This is a genomic window from Oricola thermophila, assembly GCF_013358405.1.
Lineage (GTDB): Bacteria > Pseudomonadota > Alphaproteobacteria > Rhizobiales > Rhizobiaceae > Oricola > Oricola thermophila.
Map to the genome: position 1 here is coordinate 2,123,292 of NZ_CP054836.1, position 16,878 is coordinate 2,140,169.

Sequence of the window (16,878 nt, forward strand, 5' to 3'; positions counted from 1 at the left end):
TTGGCTTCCACGGCAAAGAAGGCGCTGATCACGGGCGTCACCGGACAGGACGGGGCGTACCTGTCGGAGTTCCTGCTCGCAAAGGGTTACGAGGTGCACGGCATCAAGCGTCGCACGTCGCTGTTCAACACCGCGCGCATCGACCACCTGATGGAAGGCGAACCGGGCCGTTCCGGCCAATATGTCCTGCATCACGGCGACATGACGGATTCATCCAGCCTGCTGCGCATCCTGCAGGACGTGCAACCTGACGAGATCTACAATCTCGCCGCGCAAAGCCACGTGGCGGTTTCCTTCGAGGAACCTGAATACACGGCGAACTCGGACGCGCTCGGAGCGCTGCGGCTGCTGGAAGCGATCCGTATCCTGGGCCTGAAGGACAAGACGCGCTTCTACCAGGCCTCCACATCCGAACTCTACGGCCTGGTTCAGGAAACGCCGCAGACCGAGACGACGCCCTTCCACCCGCGCAGCCCCTATGGCGTCGCCAAGCTCTATGCCTACTGGATCACGGTGAACTACCGCGAGGCCTACGGGTTCCATGCCTGCAACGGCATCCTGTTCAACCACGAATCTCCGCTGCGCGGAGAAACCTTCGTCACCCGCAAGATCACGCGCGGGCTGGCGCGCATCAAGGCGGGGCTGGAGGACTGCCTCCATCTCGGGAACCTGGACGCGCTGCGCGACTGGGGCCATGCGCGCGACTATGTCGAGATGATGTGGCTGATGCTGCAGCAGGACGAGCCGGAGGATTTCGTCATCGCCACCGGGCAGCAACATTCCGTGCGCGATTTCGTCAACGCCGCGGCGCGCGAGCTTGGCATGACGCTGACCTGGCAGGGCGAAGGCGTGGCGGAAAAGGCGGTCGACGAGAACGGCCGCACGGTGGTCGCTGTCAGCGAGCGCTATTTCCGACCGGCGGAAGTCGAAACACTGTTGGGCGATGCGACAAAGGCGCGGGAAAAGCTGGGCTGGAAGCCGCGCGTCTCCTTCGAGGAACTGGTGCGCGAAATGGTCCAGGCGGACCTCGATGAGGCCATGCGCCATGGTTGATCCCGTCTACCCGCTTTCCGGCAAGCGCATTTTCGTCGCCGGCCATCGCGGCATGGTCGGTTCGGCGATCATGCGCCGACTGGAAGGCGAGAGGTGCACCCTGCTCACGGCAAAACGGCAAGATCTCGACCTGACATCCCAGGCGGCGGTGGCCGACTGGTTCGCGCGCGAGAAGCCCGACGCCGTGTTCCTGGCGGCAGCCAAGGTCGGCGGCATCCTCGCCAACCGCGACTACCCTGCGGACTTTCTCTACGAAAACCTGATGATCGAGGCGAATGTCATCCACGCGGCGCACGAGGCCGGCGTGGAAAAGCTGCTGTTTCTCGGCTCGTCCTGCATCTATCCGAAACTCGCCGAACAGCCGATCACCGAAGACGCCCTGCTCACCGGGCCGCTGGAACCGACCAACGAATGGTACGCGGTGGCCAAGATCGCCGGCATCAAGCTGTGCCAGGCGTACCGCAAGCAGCATGGCGACGATTTCATCTCGGCGATGCCGACCAATCTCTTCGGCCCCGGCGACAATTACGACCTGAAGACCAGCCACGTGCTGCCGGCACTGATCCGAAAGGCACACGAGGCAAAAATGACGGGAGCCCCGTTCATCGAGCTGTGGGGCACCGGCACGCCGTTGCGCGAATTCATGCACGTGGACGATTGCGCCGATGCGCTCGTCTTCCTGATGCAGAACTACAGCGGCGAGCAACACGTCAATGTGGGAACCGGCAGCGATCTCTCCATACTCGATCTAGCGAGGCTGGTCTGCGCGGTGATCGGCTACGAGGGCGACATCCGGCTCGACCCGTCGAAGCCGGACGGCACGCCGCGCAAGCTCATGTCGAGCAAAAGGCTGCAAGATCTTGGATGGAAACCGAAAATCGGCCTGAAGGAAGGTATCGAACGAGTGTACCGGGATTTCCTCTCCGAGCACGCGGGCAAGTAGCCGGCGCGGTCCCGACCTGGCAGGACGCGACGCAGCGAATGGCGCCTCACCGCCCGTCGAGCTGGTAGAAATCGATGCGCTCGACCGGCCTGCCGCCAGGGCCCGAACGAACCAGGCCCGACAGGTACCGCGCTGACCGTCCGAACAACTCGCGCGACGAAGGCGGCTCCGCATCGAGAGACGCCCTGACCGCCAGGAGCACCGGTCCCTCGATGCTGTCCGGATCCGGCAGGTCCATGAATGTGAAGCGAAACAGCCCCGCCACCGGCAGGACCGCCAGATCGTGGCCCCCGAACCGGGCATAGGCCTGCAACTGGCCGATAAGATCATAGCCGTCGGCGAATACCGTGGCGGTTCCGGCTTCCTCGGCGAGGGTTTCCATCCCGTCGGCAATCTCCTCCCACCCGGCCATGTCGTCGGTCGACAGCCCGGCCGGCACCGGGATCGGAGCCAGTGAAACCTGGATGAAGAGAACGCCGATCAGCAACAGTGACAGCGGCGCCTGCCAGCGGCGCAGCCACAACCAGAACGCCCGCATGCGGGCACCGGCCGGAAACCAGGTTACGGCAACCCAGGCGCCGATGAGCGAAAGCTGGCCATAGAGTGGAAGCGGCCAGTTGCCCTCCACGCGCTTGTTGAGCGCATGCCAGAAGAAGTAGAGCAATGCCGGCGCTGCGGTCAGTACCAGCAGGCCGAGGGCCGGGTTCGCCCGGTACTCCCGGCGACGCAGGAAAAGAACGATTCCGGCTACCACGAACACGAACAGGCCCGGCCACAAGAGTCCGGCCTGCGAAGCGAGAAACTCGGGGAAATGCCGCATCGCCCGCGCGAAACTCATCGCCGCGTCCGGCGAGCGGCCGAACTGGAACCCCAGCGAGGCAAAATCGTGCTCGATATTCCACCCCATGACCGGCCAGAAAACGGCCAGCGCGAGGACGCCCCCCGCATAGAGCTGCCACGCGCGAAACCAGCGCCTCGCCTGCGGATAGACGAGCAGCCAGGCGACAATGCCCGCGCCGAGAAAGAAGACCGTGTATTTCGACTGGAGCCCGAGCCCGGCGAAAAGACCGAATGCGAGCCACCACCATGCGTTGCGGCTCGCGTGCAGCTCCGCCGCGGCCCAGATGGCGAGCGTCCAGAACATGAGGGACGGCGCGTCGGGCGTGATGATCAGCAGCCCGACCGCAACACCGAGCGAAAAGGAAAACCAGAGCGTGCCCAGGGCCGCGATCGTCCGGTCGGCGAAAAGCACCCAAGCCGTGCGCCAGACCGCGAGCGCGCAGATCACCGTGGCGAGAATCGCCGCAAGCCGCGACGCAAGAGGCGTCTCGCCCAGCAAAGCCTGCCCGGCACGGATGAACCAGACAACGCCCGGCGGATGATCGAAATAGCCGGCCTGGAGGGGATAGAGCGACCAAAGCGTGTAATAGGCCTCGTCGCCGACAAGGCCGGTCGCCAAGGCGACCAGGAGCTTGGCCGCCAGCAATACGGCGATGACCAGCACCACGGCCCGGGACGACGCCCACGGGATATTCCGGCGGCGCACGCCGTCAATGTCCGCCTTGTCCATCATCGCTTTCCCTGCCCGCCCGCGCCTAGAGCGCGACCAGTCCTTCGTCCTTCACCTTGCGGATGGTCAGCGCCGAGCGGACCGTGTCGACATTTTCCGTCGAGGTCAGCTCGTCAAGGACGAATGACTGGAATGTCCTGAAGTCGGGCGCAATGCAATGCAGGAGGAAATCGCTTTCACCCGAGACCATCCAGGCCTCGCGCACAAGTGGCCAGTCGGCCGTCAGCGTGGCGAATGCCTTCAGCTCGGCGTCGGACTGGTGATGCAGGCCGACGAGACAAAAGGCGACGATTTCCTGGCCGAGCTTGCCGGCATCGAGTATCGCGCGGTAACCGGCGATGACCCCAGCCTCTTCTAGCCGGCGCACCCGGCGCAGGCAAGGCGGAGCGGAGATGCCGACGCGGCTGGCCAGTTCCACATTGGTCATGCGCCCGTCTTCCTGCAATTCGCGCAGGATGGCGAGATCAATGGAATCAAGATCAAATGCATCTGCCATGACGAAGGCTTATTGCCTGTCTCCGGCATCCGCAACAAAAATGGCGCATCGTGCCGCGTTTGCCCCCATCCCCGGTGGGCATTGCCGGCGAGCCCTTGCACCAACGGTACCGCGCACCTTAGATAAGCCCCGAAAAATCCGGGCATGCAGCGCATCCCGAAGTTCCCCAGAGAGGTCCGAAATGAGCGAGACGAAACACAGCCCGGTCCTGATCATCGGATCCGGTCCGGCCGGGTATACCGCGGCCATCTACACGGCGCGCGCCATGCTGAAGCCGGTGCTCGTCGCCGGGATGGAACAGGGCGGCCAGCTGATGATCACGACCGAGGTCGAGAACTATCCCGGCTATGCCGAGCCCGTGCAGGGGCCGTGGATGATGGAGCAGATGCTGGAACAGGCGAAGAATGTCGGCGCCGAAATCGTCAACGACATCATCACGGAAGTCGACATGGACACGCGCCCGTTCAGGGCGGTCGGCGACAGCGGCACGGTCTACACCGCCGACGCGCTGATCATCGCCACGGGCGCCAAGGCCAAGTGGCTCGGCATCGAGAGCGAGCAGAAGTACATGGGCTACGGCGTCTCCGCCTGCGCCACCTGCGACGGCTTCTTCTACCGCGACAAGGACGTGATCGTGGTCGGCGGCGGCAACTCGGCAGTCGAGGAGGCGCTGTATCTCTCGAACATCGCCAAGACCGTCACGCTGGTACACAGGCGCGACGAACTTCGCTCCGAAAAGATCCTGCAGCAGAGGCTGTTCGCGCGTGACAACGTGAAGTTCATGTGGGACACGGTGATCGACGAGATCATCGGCGCCAAGAACAATCCGGCCCTGCCCGCCTCGGTGACCGCCGTCAGGTTGAAGAACGTCAAGACCGGCGAGACCACCGAAATGCCGATCGACGGCGTCTTCGTCGCCATCGGCCACGCTCCGGCGGTGTCGCTTTTCGAGGGCAAGCTGAAGCAGAAGCCGAACGGTTATCTGTGGACCGCGCCCGATTCGACGGCAACCGACGTGCCGGGCGTGTTCGCGGCCGGTGACGTGACCGACGACACCTACCGCCAGGCCGTTACCGCGGCCGGCATGGGCTGCATGGCCGCGCTGGAAGCCGAGAAGTACATCGCCGCGCAGCAGGCGGAACTGCAGGCCGCCGAATAGGCGGCCAGACAAAGGGGTCAGGGGCCGCCGGAAGGCGGCCAAAGGAGGGGAAGGCAATGCCGCTCGACTGGGACAAATTGCGCGTATTCCACGCAGCGGCAGAAGCCGGCTCGTTCACCCACGCCGGCGAGACGCTGCACATGTCGCAATCGGCGGTCAGCCGACAGGTATCTGCGCTCGAGCACGAGGTCGGCGTTCCGCTGTTCAACCGGCACGCGCGCGGCCTGGTGCTGACCGAACAGGGCGAGTTGCTCTTCCGCACCGCCAACGAGGTGCTCGTGAAACTGGAGACGGTGCGCGCGCAGCTGTCCGAAACGACAGATAGGCCGTCCGGGCAACTGCGCGTGACCACCACGGTCGGTCTCGGCTCCGGCTGGCTGACCTACCGCGTGCAGGACTTCCTCGATCTCTATCCCGACGTGCGGCTGCACCTGATGCTGTCGAACGAGGAACTCGACCTCAACATGCGCCAGGCGGATTGCGCCATCCGGCTGCGTGCGCCGCAACAGCCCGACCTGATCCAGCGCAAGCTGTTCACGGTGCATTTCCACGTCTATGCCTCGCCAGCCTACCTGAACAAGCACGGCCGACCGGAAACTGTGGAAGAACTCGACAACCATCGGATCATCGGCTTCGGCGAACCGGCCCCCGCCTACCTGATGGAAATGCGCTCCTTCCTCACGCTCGGAAGGCCGGACGGCACGCCGCGCGATCCCGTGCTGGAGATCAATTCCATCATGTCGATCAAGCGCGCGGCACAGCGCGGAATCGGCATCGCCATGCTGCCGGACTACGCCGTGGAGCCGGATTCCGGGCTGGTGCAGCTGTTCGGCGACATCGACCTGCCCACCTTCGACACCTATTTCGTCTATCCCGAGGCCATGCGCACCAGCGCGAAACTGCAGGCTTTCCGGGACTTCCTGATCTCCAAGTCCAGGAACTGGGCGTACTGATCCCGACCCGGCACGACATTGTGCAGGCGAGCCATGCGCCGCCTGCATATGTGCATTGCACAATGGTCAATTGAATTTTTACCAGCGAGTCAGCATATTCGGGTGGTCAAGAACGAGCCGTATTCTCCTCCCACGGCAGTTCGAGATTTCGAATGTGAAGGCTATCCTCCTCCCAGCCTTCCCATGACAGAGACCGGGTCGCTATCCTCCTCCCAGCGCCCCGGTCTTTTTTTGTGCGGATTCCTGGCCACTTCGATTCTTGCCCGGCGCAACAACATGCACACCGGCCATGCACTTTCTGCATATGTGCATTGCACAATAGCCAATTGAACTTTTACCAGCGAGTCAGCATATTCGAGTGGTCAAGAACGAGCCGTATCCTCCTCCCACGGCAGTTCGAGATTTCGAATGTGAAGGCTATCCTCCTCCCAGCCTTCCCATGACAGAGACCGGGTCGCTATCCTCCTCCCAGCGCCCCGGTCTTTTTTTGTGCGGATTCCTGGCCACCTCGATTCTTGCCCGGCGCGACAACACGCACACCGGCCATGCACTTTCTGCATATGTGCATTGCACAATGGCCAATTGAACTTTTGCCAGCGAGTCACCATATTCGGGTGGTCAAGAACGAGCCGTATCCTCCTCCCACGGCAGTTCGAGATTTCGAATGCGAAGGCTATCCTCCTCCCAGCCTTCCCATGACAGAGACCGGGCCGCTATCCTCCTCCCAGCGCGCCCGGTCTTTTTTGTGCGAATTCCTTACGCGCGCCAGTTTCTCATTTCCTGCGACAATTTGCACGGGAGCTATGCGTTTTTTGCATATGTGCATTGCACAATGGTCAATTGAATTCCTGCCGACCAATCAGCATATTCGGGTGGTCAAGAACGAGCCGTATCCTCCTCCCACGGCAGTTCGAGATTTCGAATGCGAAGGCTATCCTCCTCCCAGCCTTCCCATGACAGAGACCGGGTCGCTATCCTCCTCCCAGCGCCCCGGTCTTTTTTTGTGCGGATTCCCGGCTCTGCGACTCTTCCCGAATCATGGCCGACGCCCTCTCGGCGATCATCACGGTCGGCGCGTTGGTATTGCCGCCGATCAGAGTCGGCATGATCGAAGCATCGACGACGCGCAGTCCCTCGACTCCGCGCACGCGCAATCGGGGATCGACGACCGCTCCGTCATCCGTTCCCATCCTGCATGTCCCGACGGGGTGGTAGATCGTGTCCGCGCGGTTGCGAATGTGCTCCATCAGCTCCACGTCATCGGCAACCCCCTCCAGATAGACCTCGCGCCTCCTGTACGAATCGAGCGCCGGGGCCTGCATGATGCGCCGGGCGAGCTTTGCACCCCCGAGCAACGCCTCGGCATCCCGATCGTCCGACAGGTAGCGCGGATCGATCAGCGGCGCGGCCAACGGGTCGGGGCCGGCAAGGCGCACCGTGCCGCGCGAATGCGGCCTGAGCGCGCAGACATGGCAGGAATAGCCGTATCCCCAGTGCAGCTTGCGAGCGTGATCGTCGACCAGGGCGGGAACGAAATGCAGTTGCAGGTCCGGCCGCTCCAACGAGGGATCCGACCTGACAAAGGCGCCCCCTTCCGCACCGGGCGTGGCCACAAGGCCGGTCCCGTTGCGCCACCAACGCAACATCTCGCGCAGCAGCTTAACGGCGCCGACCGGGCCAAGGCCCAGACCGTCGGTGTCGCCGGTCTTCCATGACAGGATGAAATCGAGGTGATCCTGAAGGTTGCCGCCGACACCCGGCAGATCGTGCAGGACCTCGACGCCCGCGCGCTTCAGTTCCTCCGCCGGGCCGATGCCGGAGAGTTGCAAGAGCTGGGGCGAACCGAAGGCGCCACCGCTGACGATCACCTCGCGGCGGGCCCGGACCGTGCGCCCGGTGCCGCCTTGCCTGTATTCAAGCCCCACGGCGCGCCGCCCCTCGAACAGTATGCGCGTGGCGAGCGCCCTCGTGACCACCTTCAGGTTTGGCCGCCCCATGACCGGGTGCAGATAGGCGGCCGCCACGGAACAGCGTTCGCCCGCGCGCGCACCATCACGGAACTGGGTGACCTGGTAGAGCCCGGCACCTTCCTGTTGAGGGCCGTTGAAATCGCCATTGACCGGGATCTGCGTCTGCGCGCAGGCCTCCACGAAGGCATGTGTGATCGGGCGCGGCGTGCGCTGTTCGGAGACTTGGAGCGGGCCGGCATCACCGTGCAGCGCGTCGGCACCGCGCTCGTTGTTCTCCGATCGGATGAACCAGGGCAGCACGTCGTCCCAGCCCCAGCCGGGGCAGCCCGCGGCCGCCCAGTCGTCATAATCGCGCGGGTGGCCGCGCACATAGAGCATGGCATTGATGGCGCTGGAACCGCCGAGCGCGCGGCCGCGCGGCTGGTATCCGCGCCTGCCATTGAGGCCCGGCTGAGGCACGGTCTCGAAAGCCCAGTTGTTGATGCGGCCAAGGCCCGGCAGCATGGCGATAATGCCCATCGGCGCACGGACCAATATGCCCCTGCCCTCCCCGCCGGCCTCGAGAAGGCAGACCGTGACCTTCGGATCCTCCGACAGCCGCGCGGCCAGCACGCATCCCGCGGAGCCTCCGCCGGCGATCACGTAATCGAACTCCTCCACTTCCGCCATCGCGTCCCTCCCCCACGTTTCGACGGGAAAGAGTAGCCGAGTTTACCATGCCGGCAAGCGGCAGGATCGCGGAATTCCGGGACAAGCCCCCATCGTGCTAGGCTTGAGACCGGCCGGGGGGCCGACCGAGGAGTCATACCGATGCGCGCGCCATCTCCCGTCCTGGCCATTTCCATCCTTTTCGCTTGCCCCGCCGTCGCCGCCGACCTCTCCTGCAACGGCCTGCTACAGCCCGGCCAGAAGATGGTCTGTTCCGGCTTCGAACCCAACTGGGCGGTGGAGCTCTCCTGCAACGGGTCGATGACGTCGGCTTTCATCGACGCCTTTTCCGGCGCCGGCATCTAGACGACGCCGGGCAGCGTGACTTTCACTTCGGAAAATCCGTGACAGTTCACGACCAGCCACCCGGTGACCGGAACGATCGCCTACACGCCCGGCGCCTGCCAGGACGAGAGCGACAGATTTTTCGATTTCACCTTCACGCCGACGGGCGCGCCGGGACTCGGCGCGCCGTTCTTCCCGTTCTGCTGCCGGGTGGAGTGAACGTTACCGCGTCAGCCGCTTGTAGGTCACCCGCTTCGGATTGACGCTGTCGGGGCCGAGGCGGCGGATCTTGTCCTGCTCGTATTCCTCGAAGTTGCCCTCGAACCACTCGACATGGCTGTCGCCCTCGAATGCGAGAATGTGGGTGGCGAGGCGGTCGAGGAACATGCGGTCGTGGCTGATGACCACGGCGCAGCCGGCGAAGTTCTCCAGCGCCTCCTCCAGCGCGCCCAGCGTCTCGGTATCCAGGTCGTTGGTCGGCTCGTCGAGCAGCAGCACGTTGCCGCCCTCCTTGAGCAGCTTCGCCAGATGGACGCGATTGCGCTGGCCGCCGGACAGCGTGCCGACCTTCTGCTGCTGGTCGCCGCCCTTGAAGTTGAAGGCGCCGCAATAGGCGCGCGAATTCATCTCGTGCGGCCCGAGCTTGATGACATCCACGCCGCCGGAAATCTCCTCCCAGACCGTCTTCTCGGGGTCGAGGGAATCGCGGCTCTGGTCGACATAGGAGAGATTGACGGTCTCGCCGATGGTGATTGAACCGGAATCCGGCTTTTCCTGGCCGGTGATCATGCGGAACAGGGTCGTCTTGCCGGCGCCGTTGGGGCCGATCACACCGACAATGCCGCCGGGCGGCAGCTTGAAGGAAAGATCGTCGATCAGCAGCCGGTCGCCATAGGCCTTGGATATGTTCTCGGCGACGATGACCTCGTTGCCGAGCCGCTCACCGGCCGGAATGATGATCTGGGCATCGCCTGGACGGCGGTCGTTGGCGCTCCTGACCAGTTCGTCATAGGCCTTGATGCGCGCCTTGGACTTGGCCTGGCGGGCCTTCGGAGAGGATGCGATCCACTCCTTCTCGCGGGCGAGCGCCTTGCGGCGGGCAGCCTCCTCGCGCCCCTCCTGCTCCATGCGCTTGGCCTTGGCCTCGAGATAGGCGGTGTAGTTGCCCTCGTAGGGAATGCCGCGCCCGCGGTCGAGCTCGAGGATCCAGCCCGTGACGTTGTCGAGGAAGTAGCGGTCGTGCGTGACCATCAGCACGGCGCCCGGATACTCGCGCAGATGCTTTTCCAGCCATGCAATGGTCTCTGCATCCAGGTGGTTGGTCGGCTCGTCGAGCAGCAGCAGGTCCGGCTGGCGCAGCAGGAGCTGGCAGAGCGCGACCCGGCGCTTCTCGCCGCCGGAGAGATTCTCGATGGCGGCGTCACCCGGAGGGCAGCGCAGCGCCTCCATGGCCATCTCGACCTGTGAATCGAGATCCCAGAGGTTCTGCGAATCGATGATGTCCTGGAGCTTCGCTCCCTCCTCCGCCGTCTCGTCGGAATAGTTCATCATCAGCTCGTTGTAGCGGTCGAGGATCGCCTTCTTGTCGGCAACGCCTTCCATGACATTGCCGAGCACGTTCAGGCTCTCGTCGAGCTGCGGCTCCTGCGGCAGGTACCCGCAGGTCGCGCCCTCGGCCAGCCAGGCCTCGCCGGTGTACTCGGTATCGAGGCCGGCCATGATGCGCAGCACGGTCGACTTGCCGGCGCCGTTCGGCCCGAGAATGCCGATCTTCGCGTCCGGATAGAAGGACAGGTGGATGTTCTCGAGGACCTTCTTGGAGCCGTAGGCCTTGTTGAGGCCGGACATGTGGTAGATGAACTGGCGTGCCATTTCGTGTTCCGGATCGGATTGTTGGGATGTCCGCGCGTGTGTAGGCCAAACGGCGCGCAGGAGCAATCCACCCGGCGGCCCTGCCTCGCGAAATGGCTAGCGAACGGCGTCCCCGGGAAGGGCGAATGCGCCGGGAACCGAGGCATCCAGCCGGTACAGCCGGAAACGCGACGAATTGCCGGGATCAATTTCGATGATACCGGCAACGCGCCGGCCTTGCCGCAAAGCCTCGAAGAGTGGCGCGCCGGAAAGCTCCCCAGACGTTTCGCGCCGGCAAACGGCCACATAGGCAAAGGCTTCGAGCGCCTCGCGCCGCTCATCGAGACGGGCGGCGGTGAAGGCGACGAAGGAGCGGCGGATACCGGGGGCCGCCCGGTGGAAAGGCACGGCCGCGACCGTGTGGTCGCCACGCTCATTCGCGATCGGGATACCCAGCGCCAGAGGATTGAGGACACGGCCCGGCGCGACACGCCCCAGCACGGAGAAATCCTCACCGGCGCATTCGTCGCCGATCATCAGGTCGACCGCGTCGACGCGGCCCGATGCCGGAAACAGCGGCGCGGCGAGAGCGGCAAGCAGGAGCGGGGAAAGCATGGCGGGCAACAGGCGCCGCCTGACCGTGGCGGCGGACGCATCGCGCAGGACCATCGGCAGCAACACAGAGACGAAAGCCGAAGGAAACGGAATGGCGCGAAGCATCAGGAATGCCTGCACGAGGGACACTGCGGCGACCGACCAGACCAGCATGGCGGCGGGCGCGCCGGTGCGGAACCGGCGCAACGCCGGCGGCAAGGCGAAACCGAGCACGACAAGAAAGACGAGCAGCATGCCCAGAATGCCGATCGCACCGTTCTCAAACAGGACGGCGGCACCCGATTCCTGGTCGAGGCGATCAAGCCACAGGCTGCGCGACACCGCATCGACCATGGCGTATGGCCCGTCAAGGCAGGCCGGGAAGGCGCATACAAGGACACCGGCGGCGAGCGCGCCGGCGATGGCGAGAGAGGCAAGGCGAGCGGCAGAGGAGGCAAGGACCGGCAAGCGCCACGACACCGGAACAATGGCGGCCACCGCGCCGCCAAGCAGGATCGCGGCCACCCAGAAACCCGACATGGCGTCGCAGGCAGCGGCCAACACGGCGGCCGGACCGGAGAAGGCAAGCGCAACCGGAACCGCCGACAGGGCAAAGGCGAGCCCGCAAGCGCGCAGCCGGAATACGGCCTCATTTCCGCGCATCGCGGCCAGAAGCGCCAGCGAGCCGAAGCCAACGGCGATATATGGCAGACATTCCAGACCGACCTCGATCGACAGCGTTGCGGCGATCCCCGCCACCGTGCCGCCGCGCCCAGGACGGAAATCGACAAGCCCGGCAAGCATAGCGAGCATCAAGACGAGCTGAACATTGTGATGGTCGATGCGACCGGGCACGAAGTCCCACAACGCGAAAACCATCGGCAGCACGGCAATTGCCGCATGAAGCGCGCGCGGAGCGCCGCCCACGATCGATCGCATCACCCGGACCGCCAGCACGGCAAACAGGATGAAAAGCAGAAGCGGCCAGATACCGACCGCCAGCGCCATAGCGGCATCGATGCCGCCAATCGGTGAAAGCGCGCGGACGGCCAAGACGTAGGGAAGATCGACCAGCCGCGACCAAGGCGAGACATATGCCTCGGGCATGTCGATGAAGGGCAGCGTGCGGTCGAACCAGTCACCATCGGCAAGCAGGTCGTGGATCTGCAGCGCGCGCATGCGATCGTCGACATCGACCATGAATCGGCTGCCGTCGACGAGATCGAACCCGATGACCGCCAGTCCCGCCGCCAGGAATGCCAGGAGCGGGCCGTGCCGGGTCCACGCCAGTGATCTCAACCCCATATCCATGCCATCTTCAGGCTTGCCGATTTGCAGGGACTTGGCTGGCGAAGCATTGCAAAACCGTTAAGCGGCCATGCATCAGCTTGACAGGTTCCGGGGCATGCCAGCAATTCTGAGACAGGAAGGATCAAGGAATGGAATTTTCGCAACGCCAGCTTCACGTTTCGGCGACGGGCGCCGAGCTTTGCCTGCGCCACGAACCGGCCGTCGGCGAAGCACGCGGCGCGGTCCACATCCTGCACGGACTTGCCGAACACGGTGAACGCTACGCCTCCTTCGCGCGGACGCTCTCCGAGGCCGGCTTCCATGTCTATGCACACGATCACCGCGGCCACGGCTACACCGTGGCGCCCGGGGCGCCGGCGGGCGTGTTCGATACCGGAGGCCACGGCGTGGAAGTGGTGCTGAACGACGTCGCCTCGGTACAGGACAAGATCGCGGCGGAACACCCCGATCTGCCCCTTGTCCTGTTCGGCCATTCGATGGGCGGGATCATCGCCATGACCTATTGCCTGCGTTTTCCGGACAGGCTTTCGGCGGCAGCCATATGGAACGCGAACCTGACGACCGAACCGCTGTTCCACGCCGGCAAGCTCGTGATCGCATGGGAACGCTTCCGGCTCGGTTCCGACGTTCCGTCGGTGCTGATGCCGAAACTGACCTTCGGCGCCTGGGCGAAGGCGGTGAAGAACCGGCGCACCGAATTCGACTGGCTTTCCCGCGATCCGGCAATCGTCGATGCCTATATCGCCGATCCCCTGTGCGGCTGGCCGGCGAGCGTCGGCATGTGGGCCGACCTGTTCAGGCTCGTCTCGGCGGGAACCGATGTCGCCTCTGCGTCCGACGCGGCAAGGAGGCTGCCCTACAATCTCGTCGGTGGCGGCGCCGATCCCTCTACGGCATTCGGCAAGAATGTGAAGGCACAGGCGGAACGCATGCGCAAGGCGGGGTTCTCCGATGTCACGCTGGAAATCCATCCGGACTTCCGGCACGAGACGCTGAACGAGATGGGCCGGGAGGTGGCGGTGGAAGCCCTGCTCGGCTGGTTGCGTGCGAAACTGCCGGCAAGGGCCGCCTAGTGCCCCCCGGACGACCGACCGCCCGTAACGGCTGCCCATATCGGCGCGAACACCGTACCGGCGACGGGAATCAGCAGCAAACCGAGCGCCAGCCCGAGCACGCCGTCCATCGTCGCCTTGGCCGCCCACTCCACCGCGCCCTCCACGGCGGGAACCGCATGCCCCGCCGCAGCGGCGAGGTCGTGAATCCAGTGAGCCAGCCATGCAAAGCCGAGCGATTCCAGGCCGTGCACGACGATTGACCCGCCGACCCAAAGCATCGCGGCGGTGCCGATGGTCGTCAGCGCCTTAAGAAAGCCCGGCATGCCGCGGACGATCGCACGACCGACTGCGCGGGTGATGCCGAAACGGCCATTCTGAGCCATGTGAAGGCCGACATCGTCGGCTTTCACGATCAGTGCCACGCCGCCATAGACAATGACGGTGATACCCACGCCGGCAGCGGCAAGCGTAGACGCCTCCAGCCAGAAGTTGCTCTCCGGTATGGCGGCAAGGATGATGGTCATGATCTCTGCCGACAGGATGAAATCCGTCTTGATGGCGCCGGCCACCTTCTCTTTTTCGAGATGCAGGGGATCGTCGGAAACAGCCGTACCGGAACCTGTTTCCGGCCCGTGACCGGGATGGAGGACGTGAACGATCTTCTCGGCTCCCTCGAAACAGAGATAGGCTCCGCCGAGCATCAAAAGCGGCATTATCGCCCAGGGCGCGAAGGCGGAAAGGAGAAGCGCGACCGGCAACAGCACGAGGAGCTTGTTTCGCAGCGACCCCTTCGTGATCTGCCAGACGATCGGCAATTCGCGCGCCGGCTCGAAGCCGTGGATGAACTTCGGCGTCACCGCGGCATCGTCGATGACCGCCCCGGATGCCTTGGCTCCAGCCTTGACTGCCTGCCCCATCACGTCATCGATCGAGGACGCAGCTACCTTGGCAATCGTGGCGACATCGTCGAGGAGCGCCAGAAGACCACTCATTATCCTACCTCACAGCTCATGTGCCCGGAACGAGCCAGCAGATTACCGGTCGGGGCGGCGCAAAAAAGGCGAAGAAAACCGCCATTGCGCAAAGAGATACATTGCCTTGCCGAAGGCGCAAAGAAAAACCCCGCCGAACGGGCGGGGTTCCCCTGAATATCATCAGACCAAGCGGGATGCGGACTATTCCACACCACTGATCTGCGCCAGGTAGGCGATGACGTTCTCTATGTCCTTTTCCTTGGTCAGCTTGAAGGTCATCTTCGATTTCTCGACCATGTCCTTGGGCGACGGCAGGTATTGGGCGAGCGTCTCGGCATTCCAGACGAGCCCTTCCTCCTTGAACTTCTTCAGCCCGACCGAGTACTTGTATTTGTCCACGGAACCGGCAACACGGCCATAGACGCCGTCGAGATGCGGACCGACCTTGTTCTTGCCGTCGATTGCGTGGCAGGCCCTGCATTTCTTGAAGACCTTCTCCCCGGCGGCGGGGTCACCAGTGATTTCCTGGGCGTATGCGCCCGAAGCGGCCAGCATGGCGACGCCGGCTATCAATGCGGTTGCGAATTTCACGATCATCCTCCAATCCCATGTCAATTGGTTGCGAAACGCCCCTTCCCTCCAGGACGTCATGTAGTTCAGGCCACGGCCCTTGCCAGCGCGCATTGCGACCACAGGTCGCTGAGTGCGGAGGCAAGATGGTCGATGTCCGCCTCGGTGTGCAGCGGCGTCGGCGTGATGCGCAGCCGTTCCGTCTTTACCGGAACCGTCGGATAGTTGATCGGCTGCACGTAGATCCCGTACTGGTCCAGCAGGATGTCGGAGAGCCACTTGCACTTCTTCGCATCCCCCACCATCACCGGAACGATGTGGCTCGGGTTCGGCATGTGCGGGATGCCCTGCCGGTCCAGCGCCGCGCGCACCCGCGCCACATTGGCCTGGTGCGCAGCCCGTTCCGCCGCGCTCTGCTTGAGATGCCGGATCGACGCCGTCGCGCCCGCAGCCAATGCCGGCGGCAGCGCCGTGGTGAAGATGAAGCCCGATGCGAAGGACCGCACGAAGTCGATCAGGTTGCGCGAGCCGGTGATGTAGCCACCCATCACCCCGAAGGCCTTGCCCAGCGTCCCCTCGATCACCGTGAGCCGGTCCATCAGGCCCTCGCGCTCCGCGACACCGCCGCCGCGCGGCCCGTACATGCCCACCGCGTGAACCTCGTCGAGATAGGTCATCGCGTTGTACTTGTCGGCGACGTCGCAGATCTCGGCGATCGGCGCGATGTCGCCATCCATCGAGTAGACGCTCTCGAAGGCCACCAGCTTCGGCGCCGCCGGGTCGTCGGCCGCCATCAGGCGGTCGAGATCGCGCCAGTCATTGTGCCTGAAGATCCGCTTCTCGCAGCGCGCATGGCGGATGCCCTCGATCATCGAGGCATGGTTGAGCGCGTCCGAATAGACGATCATGCCCGGAACCTTCGAGGCCAGCGTGCCCAGCGCCGCCCAGTTGGAGACATAGCCCGACGTGAAGATCAGCGCCGCCTCCTTGCCGTGCAGGTCGGCAAGCTCGCGCTCCAGCTTCACGTGGTAGTGGTTGGTGCCGGAGATGTTGCGGGTGCCGCCCGCCCCCGTGCCGCACTTGTCGATCGCCTCGTGCATGGCCGCAACGACCTTGTCGTTCTGGCCCATGCCCAGATAGTCGTTCGAGCACCAAACCGTCACGTCCTGGGTCGACCCGTCCTCGCGGTAGCGCGTCGCCTTCGGAAATTCCCCCGCATGGCGTTCAAGATCCGCAAAAACGCGGTAGTTGCCGTCCTCGCGCAAGCTGGAAAGACGGTCGGCGAAAAACTGTTCGTAATCCAAGCCCCGGGCCTCCGTTGGACGGTGCAAGAAACCGCCACCCATGATTTTCGCGTTCATATAGCGGGCGCTCTCGCAATTTGGA

Annotated in this window: 15 protein-coding genes; 7 read left to right on the plus strand and 8 right to left on the minus strand. The window is 64.2% G+C overall.

Going from position 1 to position 16,878, the window contains the following annotated elements:
- Both gmd and fcl read left to right on the plus strand, forming a co-directional pair.
- Positions 1-1,053, plus strand: coding sequence for a GDP-mannose 4,6-dehydratase (gene gmd, locus HTY61_RS10335; protein ID WP_175276712.1), 1,053 nt, complete (start codon positions 1-3; stop codon positions 1,051-1,053).
- Positions 1,046-1,996 (plus strand): GDP-L-fucose synthase, encoded by a 951-nt coding sequence (fcl, locus tag HTY61_RS10340; protein WP_175276713.1) that lies wholly within the window; start codon positions 1,046-1,048, stop codon positions 1,994-1,996. The genes gmd and fcl overlap by 8 nt, the downstream gene beginning before the upstream one ends.
- 46 nt (positions 1,997-2,042) lie before the next feature.
- Here the strand turns inward: fcl and HTY61_RS10345 are convergent, their stop codons facing one another.
- Positions 2,043-3,569: an ArnT family glycosyltransferase gene (locus HTY61_RS10345; RefSeq protein ID WP_210268607.1), complete on the minus strand. Its 1,527-nt coding sequence runs from the start codon at positions 3,567-3,569 to the stop codon at positions 2,043-2,045.
- Between the two features lie 22 nt (positions 3,570-3,591).
- Positions 3,592-4,062, minus strand: coding sequence for an Lrp/AsnC family transcriptional regulator (locus HTY61_RS10350; protein WP_175276715.1), 471 nt, complete (start codon positions 4,060-4,062; stop codon positions 3,592-3,594).
- A gap of 181 nt (positions 4,063-4,243) precedes the next feature.
- On the opposite strand from HTY61_RS10350, the gene trxB reads away from it, so the two are divergent.
- Both trxB and HTY61_RS10360 read left to right on the plus strand, forming a co-directional pair.
- Positions 4,244-5,221 (plus strand): thioredoxin-disulfide reductase, encoded by a 978-nt coding sequence (gene trxB, locus HTY61_RS10355; RefSeq protein ID WP_175276716.1) that lies wholly within the window; start codon positions 4,244-4,246, stop codon positions 5,219-5,221.
- A 56-nt stretch (positions 5,222-5,277) separates the two neighbouring features.
- Positions 5,278-6,174, plus strand: coding sequence for a LysR family transcriptional regulator (locus HTY61_RS10360; RefSeq protein WP_175276717.1), 897 nt, complete (start codon positions 5,278-5,280; stop codon positions 6,172-6,174).
- A gap of 971 nt (positions 6,175-7,145) precedes the next feature.
- On the opposite strand, the gene HTY61_RS10365 is transcribed toward HTY61_RS10360, so the two are convergent.
- Complete coding sequence (locus HTY61_RS10365; protein ID WP_175276718.1) at positions 7,146-8,813, minus strand: GMC family oxidoreductase; 1,668 nt, start codon at positions 8,811-8,813, stop codon at positions 7,146-7,148.
- A gap of 141 nt (positions 8,814-8,954) precedes the next feature.
- On the opposite strand from HTY61_RS10365, the gene HTY61_RS19500 reads away from it, so the two are divergent.
- Both HTY61_RS19500 and HTY61_RS19610 read left to right on the plus strand, forming a co-directional pair.
- Positions 8,955-9,158, plus strand: a complete 204-nt coding sequence (locus HTY61_RS19500; RefSeq protein WP_246272776.1) for a hypothetical protein — start codon at positions 8,955-8,957, stop codon at positions 9,156-9,158.
- 63 nt (positions 9,159-9,221) lie between these two features.
- Entirely contained in the window at positions 9,222-9,356 is a 135-nt protein-coding gene (locus HTY61_RS19610) for a hypothetical protein (RefSeq protein ID WP_281367531.1), read from the plus strand.
- A gap of 3 nt (positions 9,357-9,359) precedes the next feature.
- Here HTY61_RS19610 and ettA read toward each other — a convergent pair whose 3' ends face one another.
- Together ettA and HTY61_RS10380 are read right to left on the minus strand one after the other, a co-directional pair.
- Positions 9,360-11,009, minus strand: a complete 1,650-nt coding sequence (gene ettA / locus HTY61_RS10375) for an energy-dependent translational throttle protein EttA (RefSeq protein ID WP_175276719.1) — start codon at positions 11,007-11,009, stop codon at positions 9,360-9,362.
- 96 nt (positions 11,010-11,105) lie between these two features.
- Positions 11,106-12,893 (minus strand): hypothetical protein, encoded by a 1,788-nt coding sequence (locus HTY61_RS10380; protein ID WP_175276720.1) that lies wholly within the window; start codon positions 12,891-12,893, stop codon positions 11,106-11,108.
- A gap of 128 nt (positions 12,894-13,021) precedes the next feature.
- Between HTY61_RS10380 and HTY61_RS10385 the strand changes: the two genes are divergently transcribed.
- A complete protein-coding gene (locus HTY61_RS10385) occupies positions 13,022-13,966 on the plus strand; it encodes an alpha/beta hydrolase (protein ID WP_175276721.1) in 945 nt (314 codons plus the stop codon).
- Here HTY61_RS10385 and HTY61_RS10390 read toward each other — a convergent pair.
- The 3 genes from HTY61_RS10390 to hemA all read right to left on the minus strand — a co-directional run bounded on the left by HTY61_RS10390 (position 13,963) and on the right by hemA (position 16,796).
- Complete coding sequence (locus tag HTY61_RS10390) at positions 13,963-14,940, minus strand: DUF808 domain-containing protein (RefSeq protein WP_175276722.1); 978 nt, start codon at positions 14,938-14,940, stop codon at positions 13,963-13,965. The genes HTY61_RS10385 and HTY61_RS10390 overlap by 4 nt on opposite strands.
- A 183-nt stretch (positions 14,941-15,123) precedes the next feature.
- On the minus strand, positions 15,124-15,513 hold the full coding sequence (locus HTY61_RS10395; RefSeq protein WP_246272777.1) for a c-type cytochrome: 390 nt from the start codon (positions 15,511-15,513) through the stop codon (positions 15,124-15,126).
- 65 nt (positions 15,514-15,578) lie between these two features.
- Positions 15,579-16,796 carry a 5-aminolevulinate synthase gene (gene hemA, locus HTY61_RS10400; RefSeq protein ID WP_197945302.1) on the minus strand — a complete coding sequence of 406 codons (1,218 nt, stop codon included), beginning with the start codon at positions 16,794-16,796 and terminating at the stop codon, positions 15,579-15,581.
- Positions 16,797-16,878 lie beyond the last annotated feature (82 nt).

Excerpts from the sequence above, each read along its gene's own strand:
- fcl (WP_175276713.1), top strand. The coding sequence starts at position 1,046 with ATGGTTGATCCCGTCTACCCGCTTTCCGGCAAGCGCATTTTCGTCGCC.
- HTY61_RS19500 (WP_246272776.1), top strand. The coding sequence starts at position 8,955 with ATGCGCGCGCCATCTCCCGTCCTGGCCATTTCCATCCTTTTCGCTTGC.
- HTY61_RS10390 (WP_175276722.1), bottom strand. The coding sequence starts at position 14,940 with ATGAGTGGTCTTCTGGCGCTCCTCGACGATGTCGCCACGATTGCCAAG.
- HTY61_RS10380 (WP_175276720.1), bottom strand. The coding sequence starts at position 12,893 with ATGGATATGGGGTTGAGATCACTGGCGTGGACCCGGCACGGCCCGCTC.
- HTY61_RS10385 (WP_175276721.1), top strand. The coding sequence starts at position 13,022 with ATGGAATTTTCGCAACGCCAGCTTCACGTTTCGGCGACGGGCGCCGAG.
- HTY61_RS10365 (WP_175276718.1), bottom strand. The coding sequence starts at position 8,813 with ATGGCGGAAGTGGAGGAGTTCGATTACGTGATCGCCGGCGGAGGCTCC.
- HTY61_RS10350 (WP_175276715.1), bottom strand. The coding sequence starts at position 4,062 with ATGGCAGATGCATTTGATCTTGATTCCATTGATCTCGCCATCCTGCGC.
- trxB (WP_175276716.1), top strand. The coding sequence starts at position 4,244 with ATGAGCGAGACGAAACACAGCCCGGTCCTGATCATCGGATCCGGTCCG.
- HTY61_RS10360 (WP_175276717.1), top strand. The coding sequence starts at position 5,278 with ATGCCGCTCGACTGGGACAAATTGCGCGTATTCCACGCAGCGGCAGAA.
- HTY61_RS10345 (WP_210268607.1), bottom strand. The coding sequence starts at position 3,569 with ATGATGGACAAGGCGGACATTGACGGCGTGCGCCGCCGGAATATCCCG.
- ettA (WP_175276719.1), bottom strand. The coding sequence starts at position 11,009 with ATGGCACGCCAGTTCATCTACCACATGTCCGGCCTCAACAAGGCCTAC.